Origin of the sequence: Nonomuraea sp. NPDC048892, assembly GCF_040649735.1 — a bacterium.
Classification (GTDB): domain Bacteria; phylum Actinomycetota; class Actinomycetes; order Streptosporangiales; family Streptosporangiaceae; genus Nonomuraea; species Nonomuraea maheshkhaliensis.
In genome coordinates, this window is record NZ_JBEZFZ010000015.1 from 106,673 (window position 1) to 125,402 (window position 18,730).

General features: G+C 70.9%; 11 protein-coding genes. 6 read left to right on the top strand and 5 right to left on the bottom strand.

The window, feature by feature from the left end; genetic code table 11:
* Nucleotides 1–4 precede the first annotated feature (4 nt).
* Together AB0C28_RS37090 and AB0C28_RS37095 are read left to right on the top strand one after the other, a co-directional pair.
* Complete coding sequence (locus AB0C28_RS37090) at nucleotides 5–1,231, top strand: glycosyltransferase (RefSeq protein WP_358080224.1); 1,227 nt, start codon at nucleotides 5–7, stop codon at nucleotides 1,229–1,231.
* Between the two features lie 52 nt (nucleotides 1,232–1,283).
* Nucleotides 1,284–2,579: a hypothetical protein gene (locus AB0C28_RS37095; RefSeq protein WP_357853246.1), complete on the top strand. Its 1,296-nt coding sequence runs from the start codon at nucleotides 1,284–1,286 to the stop codon at nucleotides 2,577–2,579.
* A gap of 70 nt (nucleotides 2,580–2,649) precedes the next feature.
* Here the strand turns inward: AB0C28_RS37095 and AB0C28_RS37100 are convergent, their stop codons facing one another.
* From AB0C28_RS37100 to AB0C28_RS37115, 4 genes are read right to left on the bottom strand one after another with little or no spacing between them, the layout of a single operon-like run.
* Complete coding sequence (locus tag AB0C28_RS37100) at nucleotides 2,650–3,999, bottom strand: sugar ABC transporter substrate-binding protein (RefSeq protein WP_358080225.1); 1,350 nt, start codon at nucleotides 3,997–3,999, stop codon at nucleotides 2,650–2,652.
* Nucleotides 4,000–4,036: 37 nt separating this feature from the next.
* On the bottom strand, nucleotides 4,037–4,915 hold the full coding sequence (locus AB0C28_RS37105; RefSeq protein WP_357853240.1) for a carbohydrate ABC transporter permease: 879 nt from the start codon (nucleotides 4,913–4,915) through the stop codon (nucleotides 4,037–4,039).
* Nucleotides 4,915–5,865 (bottom strand): sugar ABC transporter permease, encoded by a 951-nt coding sequence (locus AB0C28_RS37110; RefSeq protein WP_357853237.1) that lies wholly within the window; start codon nucleotides 5,863–5,865, stop codon nucleotides 4,915–4,917. The genes AB0C28_RS37105 and AB0C28_RS37110 overlap by 1 nt, the downstream gene beginning before the upstream one ends.
* A gap of 29 nt (nucleotides 5,866–5,894) precedes the next feature.
* A complete protein-coding gene (locus AB0C28_RS37115; protein WP_357853234.1) occupies nucleotides 5,895–7,046 on the bottom strand; it encodes an ROK family transcriptional regulator in 1,152 nt (383 codons plus the stop codon).
* Between the two features lie 167 nt (nucleotides 7,047–7,213).
* Here AB0C28_RS37115 and AB0C28_RS37120 point away from each other — a divergent pair, with 167 nt between their 5' ends.
* Both AB0C28_RS37120 and AB0C28_RS37125 read left to right on the top strand, forming a co-directional pair.
* Entirely contained in the window at nucleotides 7,214–9,337 is a 2,124-nt protein-coding gene (locus tag AB0C28_RS37120; RefSeq protein WP_358080226.1) for an alpha-galactosidase, read from the top strand.
* A gap of 169 nt (nucleotides 9,338–9,506) precedes the next feature.
* On the top strand, nucleotides 9,507–9,845 hold the full coding sequence (locus AB0C28_RS37125; RefSeq protein WP_358080227.1) for a hypothetical protein: 339 nt from the start codon (nucleotides 9,507–9,509) through the stop codon (nucleotides 9,843–9,845).
* A gap of 71 nt (nucleotides 9,846–9,916) precedes the next feature.
* Here the strand turns inward: AB0C28_RS37125 and AB0C28_RS37130 are convergent, their stop codons facing one another.
* Nucleotides 9,917–11,032, bottom strand: coding sequence for an alpha/beta hydrolase family protein (locus tag AB0C28_RS37130; protein WP_358080228.1), 1,116 nt, complete (start codon nucleotides 11,030–11,032; stop codon nucleotides 9,917–9,919).
* Between the two features lie 229 nt (nucleotides 11,033–11,261).
* Here AB0C28_RS37130 and AB0C28_RS37135 point away from each other — a divergent pair, with 229 nt between their 5' ends.
* Together AB0C28_RS37135 and ccrA are read left to right on the top strand one after the other, a co-directional pair.
* Nucleotides 11,262–17,273 (top strand): SDR family NAD(P)-dependent oxidoreductase, encoded by a 6,012-nt coding sequence (locus AB0C28_RS37135; protein WP_358080229.1) that lies wholly within the window; start codon nucleotides 11,262–11,264, stop codon nucleotides 17,271–17,273.
* Nucleotides 17,270–18,601, top strand: coding sequence for a crotonyl-CoA carboxylase/reductase (gene ccrA, locus AB0C28_RS37140; RefSeq protein WP_358080230.1), 1,332 nt, complete (start codon nucleotides 17,270–17,272; stop codon nucleotides 18,599–18,601). Before AB0C28_RS37135 ends, ccrA begins: the two co-directional genes overlap by 4 nt.
* Nucleotides 18,602–18,730 lie beyond the last annotated feature (129 nt).

Consider the following 18,730-nt stretch of genomic DNA (forward strand, 5'->3'; position numbering starts at 1 on the left):
ACAGATGACGGTGCTCGGGATCGGGTCGAGGGGGGACGTGCAGCCCTGTGCGGCGCTGGCCGAGGGGCTGGCCGGGCGTGGGTACGGCGTCACGCTGGTGGCCGCCCGGCGGTACGCGGCGCTGGCCGGGCCGGGGGTGACGTTCGCGCCGCTGAGCGTGGACCCCCTCGCCGTGGCCGGGAGCGAGGAGGGGCAGCGCTGGCTGGCGAGCGGGCCGCTGGGGTTGGTCCGCGGGTTCAGGACCGTGGTGGAGCCCCTGGCCGCCACGCTGGTCGGCGAGGTGGACGCCGCCTGCGCCGGCGCGGACCTGGTGCTCGCCCCCGCCCTGGGCGCACTCGGCCGGCACCTGTACGACCGCTACGGCACCCCGTACCGGCTCCTGCACTTCCAGCCCGGCGAGCCGACCCGCGCCTTCCCCAACCCGCTGATCCCCATGACGACCCTGGGCCCACCGGCGAACCGGGCCAGCTACGCCCTGGTCGAGCGGCTCGGCTGGCTGGTGCTGGCACGCATGGTGAACCGGCTGCGGTCCCGGGTGCTGGGGCTGGGGCCGCTGCGCGGGAGCCCGTTCGCGGCCGATCGGCGGGCGCGGGTGCCGGTGTTGTGCGGGTTCAGCCCGCTGGTGGTGCCCAGGCCCGCGGACTGGCCGGCGCACGTGCACGTGACCGGCTACTGGCGCCTCCCCTCCGGCCGGAGCGCCGCCCGTCCAGAGCATGCGGAAGATCTCAGCGGGCTCAGGGACTTCCTGGCGGCGGGGCCGCGGCCCGTGTTCGTCGGGTTCGGCAGCATGGTGCCGTCCGAGCCCGAACGGGTGGCCGCCGAGGTGGTCGCCGCCCTGCGCCGGGCGCGGGTGCGCGGCGTCGTGCAGGGGCTGCCCGTGCCGCCGGACGACGACGTACGGGTGGTGGGCGAGGTGGCGCACGATCTGTTGTTCGCCGAAATGGCGGCAGTTGTTCATCATGGCGGCGCGGGAACCACAGGAACGGCGCTGACGGCGGGGATTCCGAATGTCGTGTGTTCCTATTTCTCCGACCAGCCGTTCTGGGGCCGCCGGGTGGCGGCGCTGGACGCGGGGCCGCCGCCGTTGCCGATCAGGGCGCTGAGCAGCGACGTTCTGGCCGCGCGGCTGCGTTCCGTACCGAAATATCAAGAAAAAGCAGCGCAACTGGGGCGGCTACTCCGCGTCGAGGACGGCGTGAAGAATGCGGTGGATCTCATTGAACGTTGTTGATCGTGCGGATAGTGTGCATATGCCCACGATCACCCCCTGGAAGTAAGGTGCCATGAGACGGCGGCTACGGCAGGTCTTCATCATCGGACTCACCCTCTCGCTCCTCGGCATCGGCGTTCCCGCGTGGTCGGAGGACGACGACAGGAGCTGCAACGACCTCATGGCGGCCGACACCCCGGCCTACGTCGTCTGCACCTGGATGGCCACTCCTGAAGAGGCCCTGGAGATCGCCCACTTCTGGCTCGACAACGACGGTGAGAACCTGAAGGGCGCCGGCCCGCAGGACCCGATCACGATCGACTGCAGCGCTCCGGGCAACGAGTGCCCGACCGAGGGTATGGAGGGCGACGGCGAGGCCCACGAGGTCGGCGACCCCGACGTGCCCGGCGCCGAGGACGGTGGCACGCCCGAGTGCCAGAACGGCGAGCAGTGCTTCGTCGACCCCAACGGCCTCAGCGCCGCCGAGAGGGAGTCGGCCCTGGAGACGCCGGCCGGCAAGGCCGCGAAGACCGCGAAGACGGTCGCGCCGGCGGGTATGCGGATCTGGATCGAGACCGAGCTGGCCGACGACTACAAGGCCGGCAAGCTCGACGAGGCCGCCAGGAAGGTCGCCGCGCTGGCCGTCGCGCAGCCGGGCGTCGTGGGGGTCAGGTTCACCTCCCAGCTCGGCTACAACCAGACGTTCGCCACCGCCGACGAGCTGGACACGTTCGTCGCCGAGGCCACGGCCGCGCTGCGCACGCTGCTGCCGGGCAAGAAGCTGAGCGCGCACACGGTGGTGCCGGTGCTCGGCTGCGGCTCGAACGACGCCTGCAAGGCCGAGCTGACCAAGAAGTACCCGCTGCTCGACCCCGAGCGCATCGGCGCCTGGCTGAGCAAGGGCTCCATCGACCAGCTCGCCCTGGACAACGGCCACCTGGCCACCGAGTACGCCACCTGGAAGATCGACGCCGCCGAGGCCCAGCGCAACCAGTGGATCCAGGTCCGGGCCCGCGCCTGGGACGCCTACGCTCAGATCGCCGCCGAGGACGCCGCCTTCACCGCCGGGCAGCTCACCGAGGAGCAGGCGACCAAGACCATCACCGAGCGGATCGCCGCCCCGCTGCAGGACGACGCGGCCGAGACGGTCACCCTGTGGAGCCGCTGGCAGAACGACCAGGGCCAGGTCAACCGGGTGTACGGCGAGAAGTGGGCCGCCACCCCCACCTGGGACCAGCTCAAGAAGCTCGGCTCGATCCGCGCCCGCCTGGCCACCGTCTACGACCCGGCCAACCCCGAGGTGGACCTGGCCACCGACCTGAAGAACCTCTCGGAGGTCTTCGGCCAGGTGTACCTGCACGCCGCCTGATCCGACCTACGGCAAGGGGCCGGGAACCGCTCGAAGAGCGGCGCCCGGCCCCTTTCGCATGAGACGAAGGTCAGCCGAACAGGCCGTTGACGGTTTCGTTGGCCTGGTCGAGAGCGTTGACGTCGCTCTTGAAGGAGAAGATCGCCTCCATGGTCTCGGTCATGGTGGCGGTGATGTCGGCCCAGTGCTCGGCGATCGGCGCCAGGTGGGTGGTTCCCTCGTCCACGTGCACGGTGAACGCCTTGACGTCGATGCCGGCGTCGGCGAAGGCCTGCTCCGCCTTGGCGGTCGCGGTCTTGATGGCCGGGAAGACGGTGGCCTGCTTGGCCACGATCTCCTCCTGGCAGGCGGGCGAGGCGAGGAACTTCACCCACGCCCAGGACGCCTCCGGGTTGTCGGTGCTCGCCGTGATGTTGTCGGCCAGGCCGTTGAACAGGCTGGCCCGCTTACCCGTCGGCCCGATCGGCGTGGGCGCGATGCCCGACTTGACGTCCTTGAGGGAGAAGAAGGTCTTGGTGTTCCAGCTGCCCTCGGTGACCATGGCGTACTTGCCGGCCCCGTACGAGTCGATCATCCCGACGCCCGAGTTCACGATGTCCAGGCTCGGCATGTAGCCCTTCTCGATGAGCCCGGTGAACCACTTGATGGTCTCCTTGAACTTCGGGTCGGCGTAGTTGAACTTGGTCGGCCACGGGTTCTGGTCCCCGTACTGCCAGCCGTTGCTCATCGTGTACATGCTCCACTCGGTCTGCCCGAAGCCGCCGCCGCTGCCGTTCGAGCCGATGCCGTAGGTGGCGACCTTCGTCTTGTCGAAGCCGGGCTCGTCGCCGCGCTTGCCGTTCTTGTCCACGGTGAGGCGGGCGATGACCTTCTCGTACGTGCCGCCGTCCTGCGGGTTCCAGGAGAGCTTGGACATCTCCTCCGGCTTGATGCCGGCGTCCTTGAGCATTTTCGTGTTGTAGATGACGGCCACGGTGTCGAAGTCCTTCGGCAGCCCGTAGCGCTTGCCCTCCTTGGTGACCCACAGGTCGGCCAGGCCGTCCTGGTAGATCGACAGGTCCACCTTGTCCTTGGCGACGAAGTCGTCGATGGGCATGAGCTGGCCCTGGGCGGCGAACTCCGGGTAGCGCGACAGGTGGCCGGTGAAGACGTCGGGGGCGGTGCCGGAGACGAACGCGGTGGTCAGCGTGCTCCAGTAGTCGTCCCAGCCGTACTGGGTGATCTTGACGTTGTACTGCGGGTTGGCCTTGTGGAAGGCGTCGGCGCAGGCCTGGTACTGGGGCTGCTGGGCGGTGTCCCAGAGCCAGTAGTCGATCGTTGCGGAGCCGCCGCCGGCGGCCTCCGGCTCCGACGATCCCGAGGTGCCGCAGCCGGCCAGCAGCAGCACCGCCGCTCCGGCGACGGCGAGAGAACGCTTCATCACAACAACAACCTTCCGTGGAGTGGGGGGACGGCGCTCACTTGACGCCGGTGTAGCCGATGGAGTCGATGACCCGGCGGCCGAGCAGGGCGAACATCACCATGATCGGCAGCGCGGCGAAGAGGGTGGCGGCCATGAGCCCGGCCCAGTCGGGGCTGCCCTGCGGCGTCTGGGAGCGGAAGATGCCCAGCGCGACGGTGAGCACCCGGACGTTGTCCGCCTTGCCCACCAGCAGCGGCCAGAAGTAGTCGTTCCAGCTGGTGATGTAGGTGAGGATGGCCAGCGTGGCGATGGGCCCCTGGCTCATGGGCAGCACGATGCGGAAGAACGTGCGCACGTGCCCGGCCCCGTCGATGCGGGCGGCCTCCTCGACGCTGGCGTTGATCCCGAGGAAGAACTGGCGCAGGAAGAACACCGCGAACGGCGTCATGAGCAGGTGCGGCAGGACGATGCCGAGATAGGTGTTGAGCAGCCCCAGCTCTTTGATCAGGATGAAGTTGGGCAGCGTGGTGAAGATCGGCGGCACCATGAGCGCGGTGACGAAGACGGAGAACAGGACGTTCCTGCCGGGCCAGCGCAGCCGGGCGAAGGCGTAGGCGGCCATCGAGCTGAAGAAGACCTGGCCGAACGTGGTCAGGGTGGAGACGACGAGCGAGTTGCGCAGGTAGAGCCAGAAGTTGACCGTGCCGCTCGACCCGCCCTCGGCGATGGCCTCGGCCGTGCTCGACAGGCCCAGCACCCGGCGGTAGGCGCCGAGCGTGAAGTCCACGGGCAGCAGGTCGGAGGCGCCGCCGGCCAGCGCGCGGGTGTTGGAGAAGGACGTACGCAACATCCAGTAGAACGGGAACAGCGTCACCAGCATGGTCACGACGAGCACGGCCCAACCGGCCACTCGCCCCCAGCGGATCGAGCCCATCACGACCCCCTCAGATCCGACTCGCCCGCCCGCGACAGACGCATCTGGAGATAGGCGATCCCGGCGAGCAGCACGAACAGCACGGACGACAGAGCGGCGGCGTAACCGAAGTTGAACCGGGTGAACGCCATGTCGTAGATGTAGAAGTAGATGACGCGGGTGGCGTTGATCGGCCCGCCCGCCGTGGTGACGGCGATGGTGTCGAAGACCTGGAACGAGCCGATGACGCTGAGCACCATGACCAGCGCCATGACCGGGCGCAGCAGCGGCAGCGTGACCCGCCAGAACGTCTTCCACTCCGAGGCCCCGTCGATGGCGGCGGCCTCGTACACGCTGGGCGGGATCGTCTGCAGGCCGGCGAAGATGAGCAGCGCCGTGTAGCCGGTGTGCCGCCAGGTGTTGATCCCGGCGATGGTCGGGATCGCCCAGTCGGAGCCGAAGAAGGCCACCCGGTCGAGCCCGAACCACTCGATCACGTTGTTGACCACGCCGATCTGGAAGTCGAGCATCCAGTACCAGACGAGGGCGACGACCACGTTGGCGACCAGGTACGGCAGCAGCACGACACCGCGGACGATCATCGACTTGGTCAGCCGGTACATCAGCACGGCCAGCACCATCGCGGCCACGGTCTGGCCGGCGATGTTGAGCACCACGTACTCGGCGGTGACCTTCAGCGCGTTCCAGAACAGGCGGTCGCCGAAGAGCCGCTCGTAGTTGTCCAGCCCGATGAAGGTCGGCGGGGTGAGGACGTTGAACTTGGTCAGGCTCAGGTACGCGCCGCGGAGCGCGGGCCAGAGGTAGAACAGGGCGAAACCGATGGTCGCGGGCAGGACGAACATGAGCGCGACGGGCAGATCGCCCAGGCGTTGTCGGAATGAGGAAGGCGGAGGGTGGAGCACTGTCCCGGGCGTGGTGCGGGGGGCGGCGCGGACGGTATCACTGGTCATCAGACCTCCAGGTGCCCGCCGGCGGTAGATCAGCGGTGCAGCAGCAGATGCTGGAGAGCGGTGACGGCCGCTCCCCTGGCCCATTCGTTGAAGGCGAAGGGCTTGACGGCCACCCGTACGGGGGTGGCCGTCCAGTGGGTGTGCTGGGCCAGCGCGGAGTGGAACGCGCCGGCGCAGACGTCGTACATGTGGACGGATTCGCCGGACAGGACGACCAGCTCGGGGCCCGTGAGGTTGGCGACGGTGGCGACGACCTGGCCCAGGGCGGCCCCGGCCTCGTCGAGCACGCGGCGTGCGACGGGGTGGCCGTCGGCGGCCAGGCTCAGGCAGTCGTCGAAGGTGAGCTCGGGCCGGTCGAGGGTGGTGGCGATCGAGCGGCGGATGGAGTGGGAGGTGGCGTACGCGCGGGCGCAGCCCCGGTGGCCGCGCTCGCACATGGGCCCGCGGTCGTCGATCTGGAGGTGGCCGACCAGCCCGGTGGCGCCGGACTGCCCGGTGACCAGCCGGTCGCCGACCACGAGCCCGCAGCCGATCCCGGCGCCGACCGTGACCAGCGCGAACGACGAGTGGCCCACGCCCTCGCCGAACCACTGCTGCACGGCCGTCAGCGCCCTGACATCGTTGTCGAGCACCGTGGGCACGGACACGGCCTCCTCCACCAGCGTGGCCAGCGGTAGCTTGCTCCAGCCGAGGAAGGGGGAGGTGTGCACGACGGGGTCGCTGGGGGCGGCGATACCGGCCAGGCTTATCCCGACGGCCGACAGGGGCCGGCCGGGCTCGGCCAGCTCCTCGACCACCTCGACGATCTGGCCGAGCACGTGGTCGCTCTCATGGTCCGCGAGCGGCCTCGACGTCTCCGCCTGGACGGTGGCGGCCAGATCGGTGCGTACGGCGAACAACTCGTCGGAGGTCAGCTTGACGCCGACGAACGACATGCGCGAGGCGTCCACCTGCAGCGGCTGGGAGGGCCGCCCGACGGTCGCCGGACCTTCGCCGGTCGCCTCCAGCAGGTAGCCCGCCTCGAGTAACGGCTTGGTCAGCTTGGTGAGCGCGGACGGCGACAGGGCGAGCCGCCGTGCCGCCTCCGCCCTCGACAGGGGGCCGTGCACGAGCAGCTCGACGAACACCGATCGCATGGCGTCGGTGAGCCGCACAGACTCGGTCTCGGTGTGTGAGAACACGGGCCCCATGGTTGGGCTTATATGTTCATGCTGTCAAGTAAATGGGTGGCACAGATCACTAACAAGAGGTATGGACCGGCGGCTCCTCCAGGCTTTCATTGACCTCGTGCACTAATGCGAGTTAGTCTCCAGCGGCCTGATCGATCCAGCAGTCCCGGGGGACGCCGATGCCTGTAATCCCGCTCGACGACCAACACTGGGCGCTCACCACGCCCGGCTCCACGTACGTCATAGGCGTGGTGATCGACCCGGAAACCGGTGAGGCCGCGCCGCGGCAGACCTATTGGGGGCCGCGGCTCGGACCTGAGGCCGCCCGCCAGGTGACCGACCTGCCGCGGCGGCACGTCTCCAGCTTCTCCACGCCGTCGGAGGTCGAGGAACTGCTGCCGGTGGACGGTGGCAAGCGCTGGGGGGCGCCGTCCCTCCAGGTCGCCTTCGGTCACGTGCGCTCGGTGGAGCTGCGCTTCGTCGGGTCCGAGGTGCGCGACGAGGGCGACGGGGCCGAGCGGCTGGACCTGGTGCTGGCCGACGCCCACCATCCGTTCGAGGTCGTGCTGTCCGTACGGGTGCGCAGCGACACCGACGTCATCGAACGCTGGACCACCGTGCGGACCGGCACCGACGCCGCCGTCACCCGGCTCGACTCGGGCAGCTGGTTCATCCCGGACGCCGACGCCTACCGTTACAGCGGCGTCTTCGGCGCGTGGGCCGAGGAGTCGCAGCTCCAGCGCGGCCCGCTGCCGGTCGGCGAGCTGGTCTTCACCAGCCGCCAGGGCATCACCAGCCACATCGCGAACCCGTGGATCATGATCGACGCGGGCGAGACGACCGAGGAGCACGGCGAGGTCTGGGGCCTGGCCCTGGCCTGGAGCGGAAGCTGGCGGCTGACCACCACGCACCGCCCCGAGGGCGGGGTGAGCGTCACGGGCGGCTTCGGCCACGACGGCGTGCGCTGGACGCTCGCGCCGGGCGAGGAGCTGGTCACGCCGCCCGTCCTGGGCCTCTACAGCGACGGCGGATTCGGCGCGGCCAGCAGGGCCTGGCACGAGTACGCCCGCCGGCACGTGCTGCCCACCCCCGCCGAGGAACGGCCGGTGCTCTACAACTCGTGGGAGGCGACCACGTTCGCCGTCACCGAGGCGCACCAGCTCGCGCTGGCCAAGACGGCCGCCTCGATCGGCGTCGAGCTGTTCGTGATGGACGACGGCTGGTTCGGCCGGCGCGACGACGACACCACCTCGCTGGGGGACTGGTTCCCGCACCGCGAGCGCTTCCCCGAGGGGCTGCGCTCCATGTTCGACGGCATCCGCGACCTGGGCATGAGCACCGGGCTGTGGGTCGAGCCCGAGGGGCTCAGCAAGGAGAGCGAGCTCTATCGCGCCCACCCCGACTGGGCCCTGCACCTGGAGCACCGCCGCCGGGACGAGAAGCGCCAGCAGCTCGTGCTCAACTTCGCCCGCGAGGACGTACGCGAGTGGGCGGTCGGCTGGCTCGACGGGCTCGTCACCGAACTCGATCTCGACTACCTCAAGTGGGACATGAACCGCCCGTTCACCCAGGCGGGCTGGCCGGAGAAGGAGCAGTCGCAGGACCGGATCTGGATCGAGCACACGCGCGGCGTCTACGAGGTCATGGCCCGGTTGCGCGAACGCCACCCCGGCCTGCGGATCGAGTCCTGCTCGGGTGGCGGCGGCCGGGTCGACCTCGGGATCCTGCGCTACACCGACGAGGTGTGGCCGTCCGACAACACCGACGCCCGCGACCGGCAGAACATCCAGCACGGCTTCTCCCAGCTCTACCCGGCCAGCGCCATGTCCGCCTGGGTCACCGACACGCCCAACCCGACCACCCGGCGCTCGATGCCGCTGCGCTACCGCTTCCACGTGGCCATGGCGGGCGTGCTCGGCATCGGCGGCAACCTGGACGAGTGGACCTCCGGCGAGCTGGAGGCGGCCGCCGAGCTGATCGCCCAGTACAAGCACGTGCGCGCGACCGTGCAGCACGGCCGGCAGTACCGCCTGGCCGGCACGCCGGGAGCGGAGCGCTCGGCCGTCCAGTACGTGCACGACGACCAGGTCGCGGTGCTCGTCTACAACCCGCTCGGCAACGCCAAGCGCGGCCCGCGCCGGCTGCGGCTGACCGGGCTCGACCCGGACGCCCAGTACGAGCTGGAGCGGGACGGCTCCCGCTGGTACGGCTCCACCCTCATGGCCTCCGGCATCAGGCCCGCCGCGTGGGAGCCGATCGGACCTGACTATCGCAGCGAACTGGTGGTGTTCAGGAGGGTGTAACCCACCCTGGCCTGGCCTTACGGTCAGGGTCCCGTAACCGTCCGGAGTGGTCGTTGCCCGCCCCCACGGTGCGTGAGAGTTTCGAACCCGCGAGGCCACGGACGGGAGCGGGGAGCTGCCGGCCGTGACCTTCGGGGGTACATGTCCATCTCACGAAGGGGGATCCACCATGACCGAGACCGAGAGCTTCATCGAGAACCCGCAGGCGGCGTCCGTGCGGCTGGTCGACTTCGAGGAGGCGAGGGTCGTGCCGGGCATCGTGCCCAGGACGTTCATCCTGATCGTCAGCGGCACCAAGCCCTACCTCAACATGAAGGTCTCGCTCTCTCCGCTGATCTACATCAAGCAGCCGGAGTACTGGGGGATCGAGGTCGTCGGCTCGCTGTCGGGCATCGGCCTGCCCGCTACGGCTCCCTACACGGTGTCGCTGCCGCTCGACGGCATCCTCGGCACCAAGGGGATCGAGGTCATCGGGGCGAACAACCGCAAGACGTTCGACGTCCCGTAGGAGACGTCTTCTTCGCTTTGCCGAACGGAATGACGCGGGCCGGGGTCGCTGTGCGGCGCCGGCCCGTCCGCTCATGCGCCGAGCGCCGTGCGGATCATCGGGTACGAGGTCTTGAACTCCCTGATCCAGTACGGCCAGGTGTGCGTGCCGTTGCCGTACAGGTGCAGGGTGTGCGGGATGCCGAGCCGCTTGAGCCGCTCGCTCAGAGCCTTGCCCGTGTACGCCGACACCGGCTCGCCCAGGTGCGCCGGATGCCAGGGTGAGCCCGGCTTGTCCAGCGGGCCGTTGAAGCTGTTGGTGCCGCTGGACAGGTAGAGGCGCACGCCTCTCAGGTTGCCGGCCAGGGCCATGGGGTCGTTCGCGGCCCAGACCCGCTTGTCGCGCCTCGGGTCGCCCCACAGGGCCAGCGGGTCCTGCTTCTCGCTGGCCTGGGCGTTCATGATGAGTGCGGGAATGCCTGGCAGGCGGGTGGCCAGGATGCCGCTGTAGGCGCCGGCGAAGCGGAACATGCCGGGGTGGCGGGCGGCGTACTTGACGGCTCCGTACGCGCCCATCGACAGACCCGCGACGGCGCGGCGGGTCCCGGCCCGGTAGCCGAGCTCCAGCAGCCGGCGCACCTCGTCGGTGTGGAACGTCTCCCACGCCGGCGCGCCGCCTCTGCCGCCGTTGTGCCAGTCGCTGTAGTTGCCGGCCCGGCCCGCCTCCGGCATGACGACGATGGCGTCCAGGGTGGCCGTGAGCTTGGCGACGTCGGTCATTCGCGTCCATGAGGTGTAGTCGTCGGCTCCGCCGTGCAGCAGGTAGAGGACGGGCCACGTCCGTTTCGCGCTCCTCGACCAGCCGCGGGGCAGGAGGAGGCGGACGGGGAGCATGCGGCCGACCGCTCGGGAGGAGATGAGGACGTCCAGGGTGCGGGGGTCGAGACGGCGCTCGCGGACGACGCGGGCGGGGCCTGGGAGTGCCGGCTGCCAGGGGAGGGGGCCTGCGGCCTTTGTCGGTTTCGCGGTGGGTCGCGGGTCTGCGGGGTGGTCGGGAACGAGCGACCAGTCGGGGTCGGCGTGTGCGGTTCCGGCGTGTGCCGCGGTGAGGGTGGGGCCGGCGTGGGCCGGGGTGAGAGCGGGTGCGGCGTGGGCCGGGGCGGTTCCGGATGCGAGGAGGAGCAGCGTCGTCGTCGCCAGAGCCAGCATGCCGCGCATGGTCGGAGCCCCTTCACCGGTGGGTGCAGGCGAGGCTAGGCGGTGGGCGGCGAGCGTTCTATGACCCCTGGTAACGAAATTACCGCCCTCGTTACGCCGTACCGGATAAATCATCACTCGCGTGATAAATCACGACCGAGGATTGTTCCGCGCGGACCTGACCCTCGCCCCGGACAGGTGGGTATCTTGGCCGATCCCCCCTGAGGCATGGGAGTGGTCCATGGACGTACCCGGCGAGGGCGAGCTCCGCCGCTTCCTCGTGTCGCGGCTCGGCGAGCACGTGGATCCCGATCGGCCGCTGGGCGAGTACGGGCTGTCGTCGCGCGAGGCGGTGGCGGTGACGGGGGAGTTGGGTGAGCTGGTGGGCCGGGACCTGAGCCCGACCCTCCTGTGGGACCACCCGACGATCAACCGCTTGATCCCCGCCCTCACCGCCACCAACCCTCCCACCCCCGGCACTGCCGCTGTCGCCGTACCGGTCTCCACCACTCCCGCCGAGCCGGTTGCCGTGATTGGGGTTGGCTGTCGCTTTCCCGGTGCGCACGGGCCGGCCGCGTACTGGGAACTGCTGATCGGCGGGCTGGACGCGGTCGGTGAGGTGCCGGACGGGCGATGGGAGGCGTTCGACGACGGTACGGCCCGTACCGGGGCGGCTCTGGACGGCGTCACCAGGCACGGCGGGTTTCTCGACGACGTGGCCGGGTTCGACGCCGAGTTCTTCGGCATCGCACCGGGTGAGGCGGCGGCCATGGACCCGCAGCAGCGGCTGCTCCTGGAGACCGCCTGGGAGGCCCTCCAGCACGCGGGCATCGCCCCCGGATCGCTGGCCGGCACGCGCACCGGGGTGTTCACCGGGATCTCCGGCAACGAGTACGCACACCTGACCGCCTCCGACCTGGCCTCCGTGGACGCCTGGACGGCCACGGGAGCCTCACCCGGCATCGCCCCCAACCGTCTGTCCTACCTCCTCGACCTGCGCGGGCCCTCCCTGGCCGTGGACACCGCCTGCTCCTCCTCCCTCGTCGCGACCCACCTGGCCGTGTCCGGACTGCGCTCGGGCGAATGCGACCTGGCGCTCGCGTCAGGCGTGAACCTGCTGCTGTCCCCCGTGATCACCGTCGCCTTCGACCGGGGCGGCGGCACCGCTCCGGACGGCCGGTGCAAGGCGTTCGACGCCTCGGCGGACGGGATGGTCAGGGCCGAGGGGTGCGGGGTGGTGGTGCTCAAACGGCTGGCGGACGCCGTACGGGACGGAGACCGCGTGCTGGCCCTCGTCGGGGCCACCGCCGTCAACCAGGACGGCCGCTCCAACGGCCTGGTCGCCCCCAACCCCGAGGCGCAGGAGACGCTGTTACGGCAGGTGTACGCGGACCGCGGCCCCGACTACATCGAGGCCCACGGCACCGGCACGTACCTCGGGGACCCGATCGAGGCCCGCGCCATCGCCGCCGCCGTCCGGACGCCGGTGCTGCTCGGCTCGGCGAAGACGAACCTCGGCCACCTGGAGGCCGCCGCCGGGATCGCCGGCCTCATCAAGACCGTCCTCGCCCTGCACCACGGCCTGATCCCGCCCAGCCTGCACTTCCACCGCCCCAACCCGCACATCCCCTGGGACACGCTCCGGGTGGTCACCGAGCCCACCCCCTGGCCCAGACGGGACGCCCGGGCGGGGGTGTCGGCGTTCGGCTTCGGCGGTACGAACGCCCACGTGGTCGTACACGCGTACGTCGAAAGGGAGCCGGAAACCGAGACTTCCACCACCGAGACTCCGGACACCGGGACGACCGCCACCGAGACAGCCGCCGCTTCACATGTCTTCCTGCTCACCGGCCCCACCGAGGACAGGGTCCGCGAGCACGCCCGCACCCTCGCCACCTGGCGGCCCTCAGCCCCCCTCGGGGACGTCGCCCACACCCTGGCCAGGCGGGCGGACCCGGGCCGATTCCGCGCGGCCGTGGTGGCCGCGAACACGGCAGAACTGGCCGAACGGCTGCGTGACGTGCACCCCGTCCCGACAGCGAGGGCCAAGGGACCGGTGTGGGTCTTCGGCGGCTACCACCCCCGCCCTCCCGCCCTCGACCTGTACGACACCGAGCCCGCCTACCGCCACACGATCGACACCCTCGCCCCGCTCCTCGCCGAAGCCGGGGTGGACGTATACGACCAAAACCCCCAAGGCGTCGCCACGATCCAGCCGATCACCTTCGCCGCCCAGATCGCCCTCGCGCGGCTGTGGCGGGCCTACGGGTTCGAGCCCGACGCCGTGATCGGTCACTCCATGGGCGAGGTGGCGGCGGCCGTGGTGGCCGGCGGGCTTCCGGTGCGGGACGCGGTCAGGGTCATCTGTACGCGGGCCCGCCTCCTCGGCGGCCTGGCCGGCGGCGGGGCCATGGCCGTCGTGGGCGTGAGCGCGGCCGAGGTGCCGGACGACCTGCACGTCGCCGTGTACACCGCGCCCGGCCAGAGCGTGGTGACAGGGGAACGGGACCGGGTGGCGGAGTTCGCGGCCGAGGTGGTGGCGCGGGGCGGGTTCGCCAGGACGCTCACGGCCGAGGGAGCCGGGCACTCGCCGCAGGTCAAGCCGCTGCTTCCGGTGCTCAGGGAGGAGCTGGCGGGCATCGCCGGGGGCAAACCGGTGCTTCCGTACTATTCGGTGGTCTTCGCCGATCCGAGGGAGACGCCCACGTTCGAGGCCGCGTACTGGGCTGCCGGGGTGCGCCGCCCCGTCCGCCTCATGCAGGCCGTACGCGCCGCGGCCGAGGACGGTCACACCCTCTTCACCGAGCTCAGCCCCCGCCCGTTGCTGACCGACGCGCTCCGCGACACCCTCCCGGCGGACGCGCTGATCACCACGGGCGACTTCCGGACCCAGGTGGCCCATGCCGCCACCGCCATCACCCCACGCACCCGCGGCCGCGTAGTGGACGTACCGCCCCCACCCTGGCACCACACCCGCCACTGGACCCCCGGCCGCCGCCAGCACCTCGAAACCCCCGACGGCCACGTGTGGACCCTCCACGCGGACGGCACCGGCGTACTCCGCGTCGAGGCCATGGCGGCCCTGCTCCACACCGCCGCCCTGGAGGCGTACGGGGAGGCGGAACTGCACGACGTCGTCCTGCACGCCGTGCTGCCCCTGCCCGCGCGGGTCACGATCACGCTGACGGGCGACGCGATCGAACTCTCCACCAAGAACGCCGCCGGCTCCTGGCACCTCCACGCCACCGCCCACCTCACCCCCGGTACGGCGGAGGACACCCCTGGTACGGCGGAGCGGACGCCCGGGTTGGCGAGGATCGCACATGTGGCGGCAAACGGCACCTTGTCGGGCATCGAGACCACAACCCCATCCCCTGCGCCCACCAAACTCGCCACCAAGCTGACCACGCGCACCTGGACCCCCGCACCCCTGAACCCGGTCGGTTCGGTTGGTCGCTCTGAGGTCGGCTCGGTCGGTGGGTGGATCGTCGCGGCCGATGAGGGGGACGCACGGGCGGACCGGCTCCGCTCGCTGCTCGGCGGCGAGTCCGGGGATCTCAGTCGGTCCGCTGACCCCCTCCAGGCGTTCGGCGGGGCTGAGGGGTTGCGTGGTCGGGCGGTGGTCGTGTTGACGTCGCGCGAACTGGACCCGGCAGGGGTGCGACGGGTCATGCTTCGGGTCGCCGCCCTGGTCGACGCGGGAGCCCGGGTGGTGATCGCGACCGAACGGGCGCAGGCGGTGCGGGAGGGCGAGCAGCCCGACCCGGGACCGGCGGCGCTGCGCGGCCTGATCAGAGTGCTCGCCCTGGAACGCCCTGAAGCCCGCGCCCGACTCGTGGACTTCGACGACCTCACCGACCTCGCCGCCGACCTTCGTGGCCGTGCGGTCGTCGAGCTGGGTACTGAGTCGGATGCCGAGCCGGTCCTGCGTGGGCCGGCGCTCCGGGCCGATGACGAAGTGGCATGGCGTGGTGGGGTTCGTTACGTGGCTCGGTTGTGCCGTGTTCCGTTGCCGGCCGGCCGGGTGACGCGCGTCGCCGGGCCGGGTGCGTACATCATCACCGGCGGCACCGGACGGCTCGGACGGCTCGTCGCTCGGTGGCTGGCCGGGCGCGGTGCCACCCGGATCGTGTTGAACGGCCGTTCCGAGGCGTTCTGCGAACACCTTGTGGTGACGGGCGACCTGGCCGCGCCGGGGACGGCGGAGCGGCTGGTGGCGGCGGCCACGGCAAATGGGGTACGGCTGCGCGGGGTGATCCACGCGGCCGGGGTCCTGGACGACCGCCTGGTGTCCGACCTCGACCCGGAGAGCCTGGAACGGGTATGGGCCGCCAAGGTCGACGGCGCCCTGCGGCTGCACGAGGCGACGGCGGCGCTGGACCTGGACTGGTGGGTGGCGTTCTCGTCGGCGGCCGGGCTGCTCGGGTCTCCTGGGCAGGCGGCGTACGCGACCGCGAACGCCTGGCTGGACGGGCTTTGCGAGCTGCGCAGGGCGCAGGGGTTGCCGGGGATCAGCATCGCGTGGGGGCCGTGGGCGGGCACGGCTGCCGGTGCGCTGCCCGCCGTGGACTCGCTGACGGCGGAGGAGGGCATCGAGGCGCTGGAGGCGTTGATCCAGCGGGGGTTGTCGGCCGGGGTGGTCAAGATCGATGTTGAACGGGCAACCGAGTTGTTCCCCGCCATAACCCACATGCCGTATTTCTCGCAGTTCTCCCAGTTCCCGCAGTTCTCGCACTCTTCGGCATCACGCGGGCCGGCCCTCATCGCCCAAGACCCAGCCCGCGAGCCCGCCCATCACTCTGCTCGGCACCTCACCCATGACTCTGCTCGGCACCTGGCCCAGCACCCCGCTCGGCTCCTCACCCAGCGTCCTGCTCTGGACCCCGCCGGGCTCACACCGGCCGAGGTTCTGGACGCGCTCGGGAAACGGGTGGCGACGGTGCTGGGAGTGGAGACGGGGCGGCTGGGCGCGGACGTGGTGCTGACCGACCTGGGCCTGGACTCGCTGTCGGCCACCCGGCTTCGCGGCATCATCGAGCACGACTTCGGCGTCACAGTCGCCACCGCCCCGCTGCTCACGGGCGCCACCCTCGGAACGCTGGCCCGCATGCTCACCACCGACCGGGAATCGGTACCAAAGGCAGCCGGTCACCCAGTGTCGTTCGGGGTCGGGAGTGGGGCGCGGGATGCGGCGGAGCGGCAGGTGGTGCGGGTGCTGGGTAGCCTGCTTGGGCGAGAGCCGGCTCTGGCGGAGGTCGTCACGTCCGGTGTCCTGCCTCAGGTGCTCGACGCTCTCGGTCGGGAGCTCGGCAGGCCGCTCCCTCTGCCGGCCGAGCGGCCCGCCACCGCGCCCACGCTGAGTGTGGAGGCGCTGGCCGACGTCGTACGGGAGATGGACGAGGCCGTGGCGGGCCGCGAGCTGATCCGCCCGCTGAACGGCCCCGCCCGCACGGGACGGCCGCTCTTTCTGGCTCACCCCGCCGGAGGCACCACCGGCGTGTACGCGTTGCTGGCCGACCGTCTCCCCGCCCCGGTCCTGGGTCTGGAACGCCTGGAACGCCCGGAGGGTCCAGAAGGGCTGGAACGAATGGACGGCGGCGGCGTCATGGGCATCCCCGAGCGCGCCGCCCACTACGCCCAAGCGATCAAGGACACCTGCCAGGGCCCGTACCGGCTGGGTGGATGGTCGTTCGGCGGGATCCTGGCGTTCGAGATCGCGCACCGGCTCGGCGGTGAGGCGGAGCTGGTGGTCATGATCGATTCGGGGCTGCCCGAGCCGGTGCCTGAGGCGGTGCGGCGGGAGGCGGAGGCGCGGCGGTACGTGGACTTCGCGGCCTACCTGCGACGGACCTACAACGTGCACGTCCGCCTCGAAGCGGCCGAGCTGCTGCGCCTGGCGACGGAGGAGGAGCGCATGGAGCTGGTCAGGACCAGGATGGCCGAGTCGGGGGCGCCGGCGGCGCTGCCCCCGTCGATCCTGCGTCACCAGCTCGCCTCGCACCAGGACACGAGGGCCATCGAGCGCTACCGCCCGGCCCCGTACCACGGCAGGGTCGTCCTCTATCGGTCCACGGAGCCCGCGCCCTGGGCGGTGCGTGACTTCCGGTACGCGCACGAGGCGGATCCGGCCAGGGGCTTCGGCCCGTACGCGACCGACCTGGAGATCGTCGAGATCCCCGGGTCGCACCACCTCAACCTGCTCGACCCGCCGCACGTCGAGATCGTGGCCAAGCACCTGGGAGGACTGCTGTGACGCGAGCACAAGCACAGGTAACAGGGCAAGAGCTGGCGCAGGCGGCGGTGGCCGGGGCGGAGAGCGCTGAGCTGGAGCGCCTGGAGGTGCCCACGGTCTACCGGGCCGCGCACCTGCGCAAGGACGACGTGGGCACGTTCGACCAGCACGACCAGGACAAGGACGTGCGCAGGACGCTGCACGTCGGCGAGGTGCCCATGCCGGAGCCGGCCGAGGACGAGGTCCTGATCGCGGTGATGGCCAGCGCGATCAACTACAACACCGTGTGGTCGGCGACGTTCGAGCCGGTCCCGACGTTCGCGTTCCTTGAGCGCTTCGGGCGTACGGATCCGAGGCACGACCTGCCGACCCACGTGCTCGGCTCGGACGCGGCGGGGGTGATCGTCAGGACCGGCCGGGCGGTACGCCGCTGGCGGGCCGGCGACCGCGTGGTCACCAGCCCCGCGTACGTGGACGGCGAGGACCCGGCCGGCCAGCAGGACGGCATGCTCGCGGCCGACCTGCGGGCCTGGGGCTTCGAGACGAACTTCGGCGGCCTGGCCGACTTCGCCGTGGTCAAGGCGACCCAGCTGCTCCCGAAGCCGCGCCACCTGACCTGGGAGGAGGCGGCCTGCAACATGTTGTGCGCCTCGACCGCGTACCGGATGCTGGTCGGCGAGCGCGGCGCGCGGATGAAGCAGGGGGACGTGGTGCTGCTGTGGGGCGCGACGGGCGGCCTCGGCGGGTACGGCGTGCAGCTCGTACGCAACGGCGGCGGCATCCCCGTCGGCGTTGTTAGCTCGCGGGAGAAGGCGGACCTGCTGCGCCGCATGGGCTGCCCGTACGTGATCGACCGCTCGCAGTTCGAGGACCTGTCGGACGAGAAGGGGTGGCGGCGGCTGGGCGCGGAGGTGCGGCGGCTGGTGGGGGAGGATCCGGCGATCGTGTTCGAGCACACGGGCAGGGAGACGTTCGGCGCCTCCGTGTACGTGGCCAGGCGCGGCGGCTCGGTGGTGACGTGCGGGTCGTCCAGTGGGTACGACCACACGTACGACAACCGGCACCTGTGGATGAAGCTCAAGCGGATCATCGGCTCCCACGGCGCGAACTACCAGGAATGCCACGAGGTCAACCGGCTGATCTCGCTCGGCCTGATCCATCCCACGCTCTCGGCCGTCTACCCGCTGGAGCGGACGGGCGAGGCGGCCCGCGCGGTGCAGCTCAACCGGCACGTGGGGAAGGTGGGCGTGCTCGCTCTGGCGCCCGGGGAGGGGCTCGGCGTGGAGGATCACGCACTGCGCGAGCGGATCGGCGAGGACCGCCTCCGCCTCTTCCGCACGGCGCCGTGAAGCGACTCGCACATTCGCCGCTCTTCCGTACGTCGCGAAGCGGCTCGCACGGTCTGCCGCTGTTCCGCACGTCGTGATTCGGAAGAACGGCAGGTAGGGCGATATTTCGGTATCTTGCGTAACTCGACA

Coding starts and splice junctions, on each gene's coding strand:
- AB0C28_RS37090 (WP_358080224.1), top strand. CDS start 5: ATGACGGTGCTCGGGATCGGGTCGAGGGGGGACGTGCAGCCCTGTGCG.
- AB0C28_RS37095 (WP_357853246.1), top strand. CDS start 1,284: ATGAGACGGCGGCTACGGCAGGTCTTCATCATCGGACTCACCCTCTCG.
- AB0C28_RS37100 (WP_358080225.1), bottom strand. CDS start 3,999: ATGAAGCGTTCTCTCGCCGTCGCCGGAGCGGCGGTGCTGCTGCTGGCC.
- AB0C28_RS37105 (WP_357853240.1), bottom strand. CDS start 4,915: ATGGGCTCGATCCGCTGGGGGCGAGTGGCCGGTTGGGCCGTGCTCGTC.
- AB0C28_RS37110 (WP_357853237.1), bottom strand. CDS start 5,865: ATGACCAGTGATACCGTCCGCGCCGCCCCCCGCACCACGCCCGGGACA.
- AB0C28_RS37120 (WP_358080226.1), top strand. CDS start 7,214: ATGCCTGTAATCCCGCTCGACGACCAACACTGGGCGCTCACCACGCCC.
- AB0C28_RS37125 (WP_358080227.1), top strand. CDS start 9,507: ATGACCGAGACCGAGAGCTTCATCGAGAACCCGCAGGCGGCGTCCGTG.
- AB0C28_RS37130 (WP_358080228.1), bottom strand. CDS start 11,032: ATGCTGGCTCTGGCGACGACGACGCTGCTCCTCCTCGCATCCGGAACC.
- AB0C28_RS37135 (WP_358080229.1), top strand. CDS start 11,262: ATGGACGTACCCGGCGAGGGCGAGCTCCGCCGCTTCCTCGTGTCGCGG.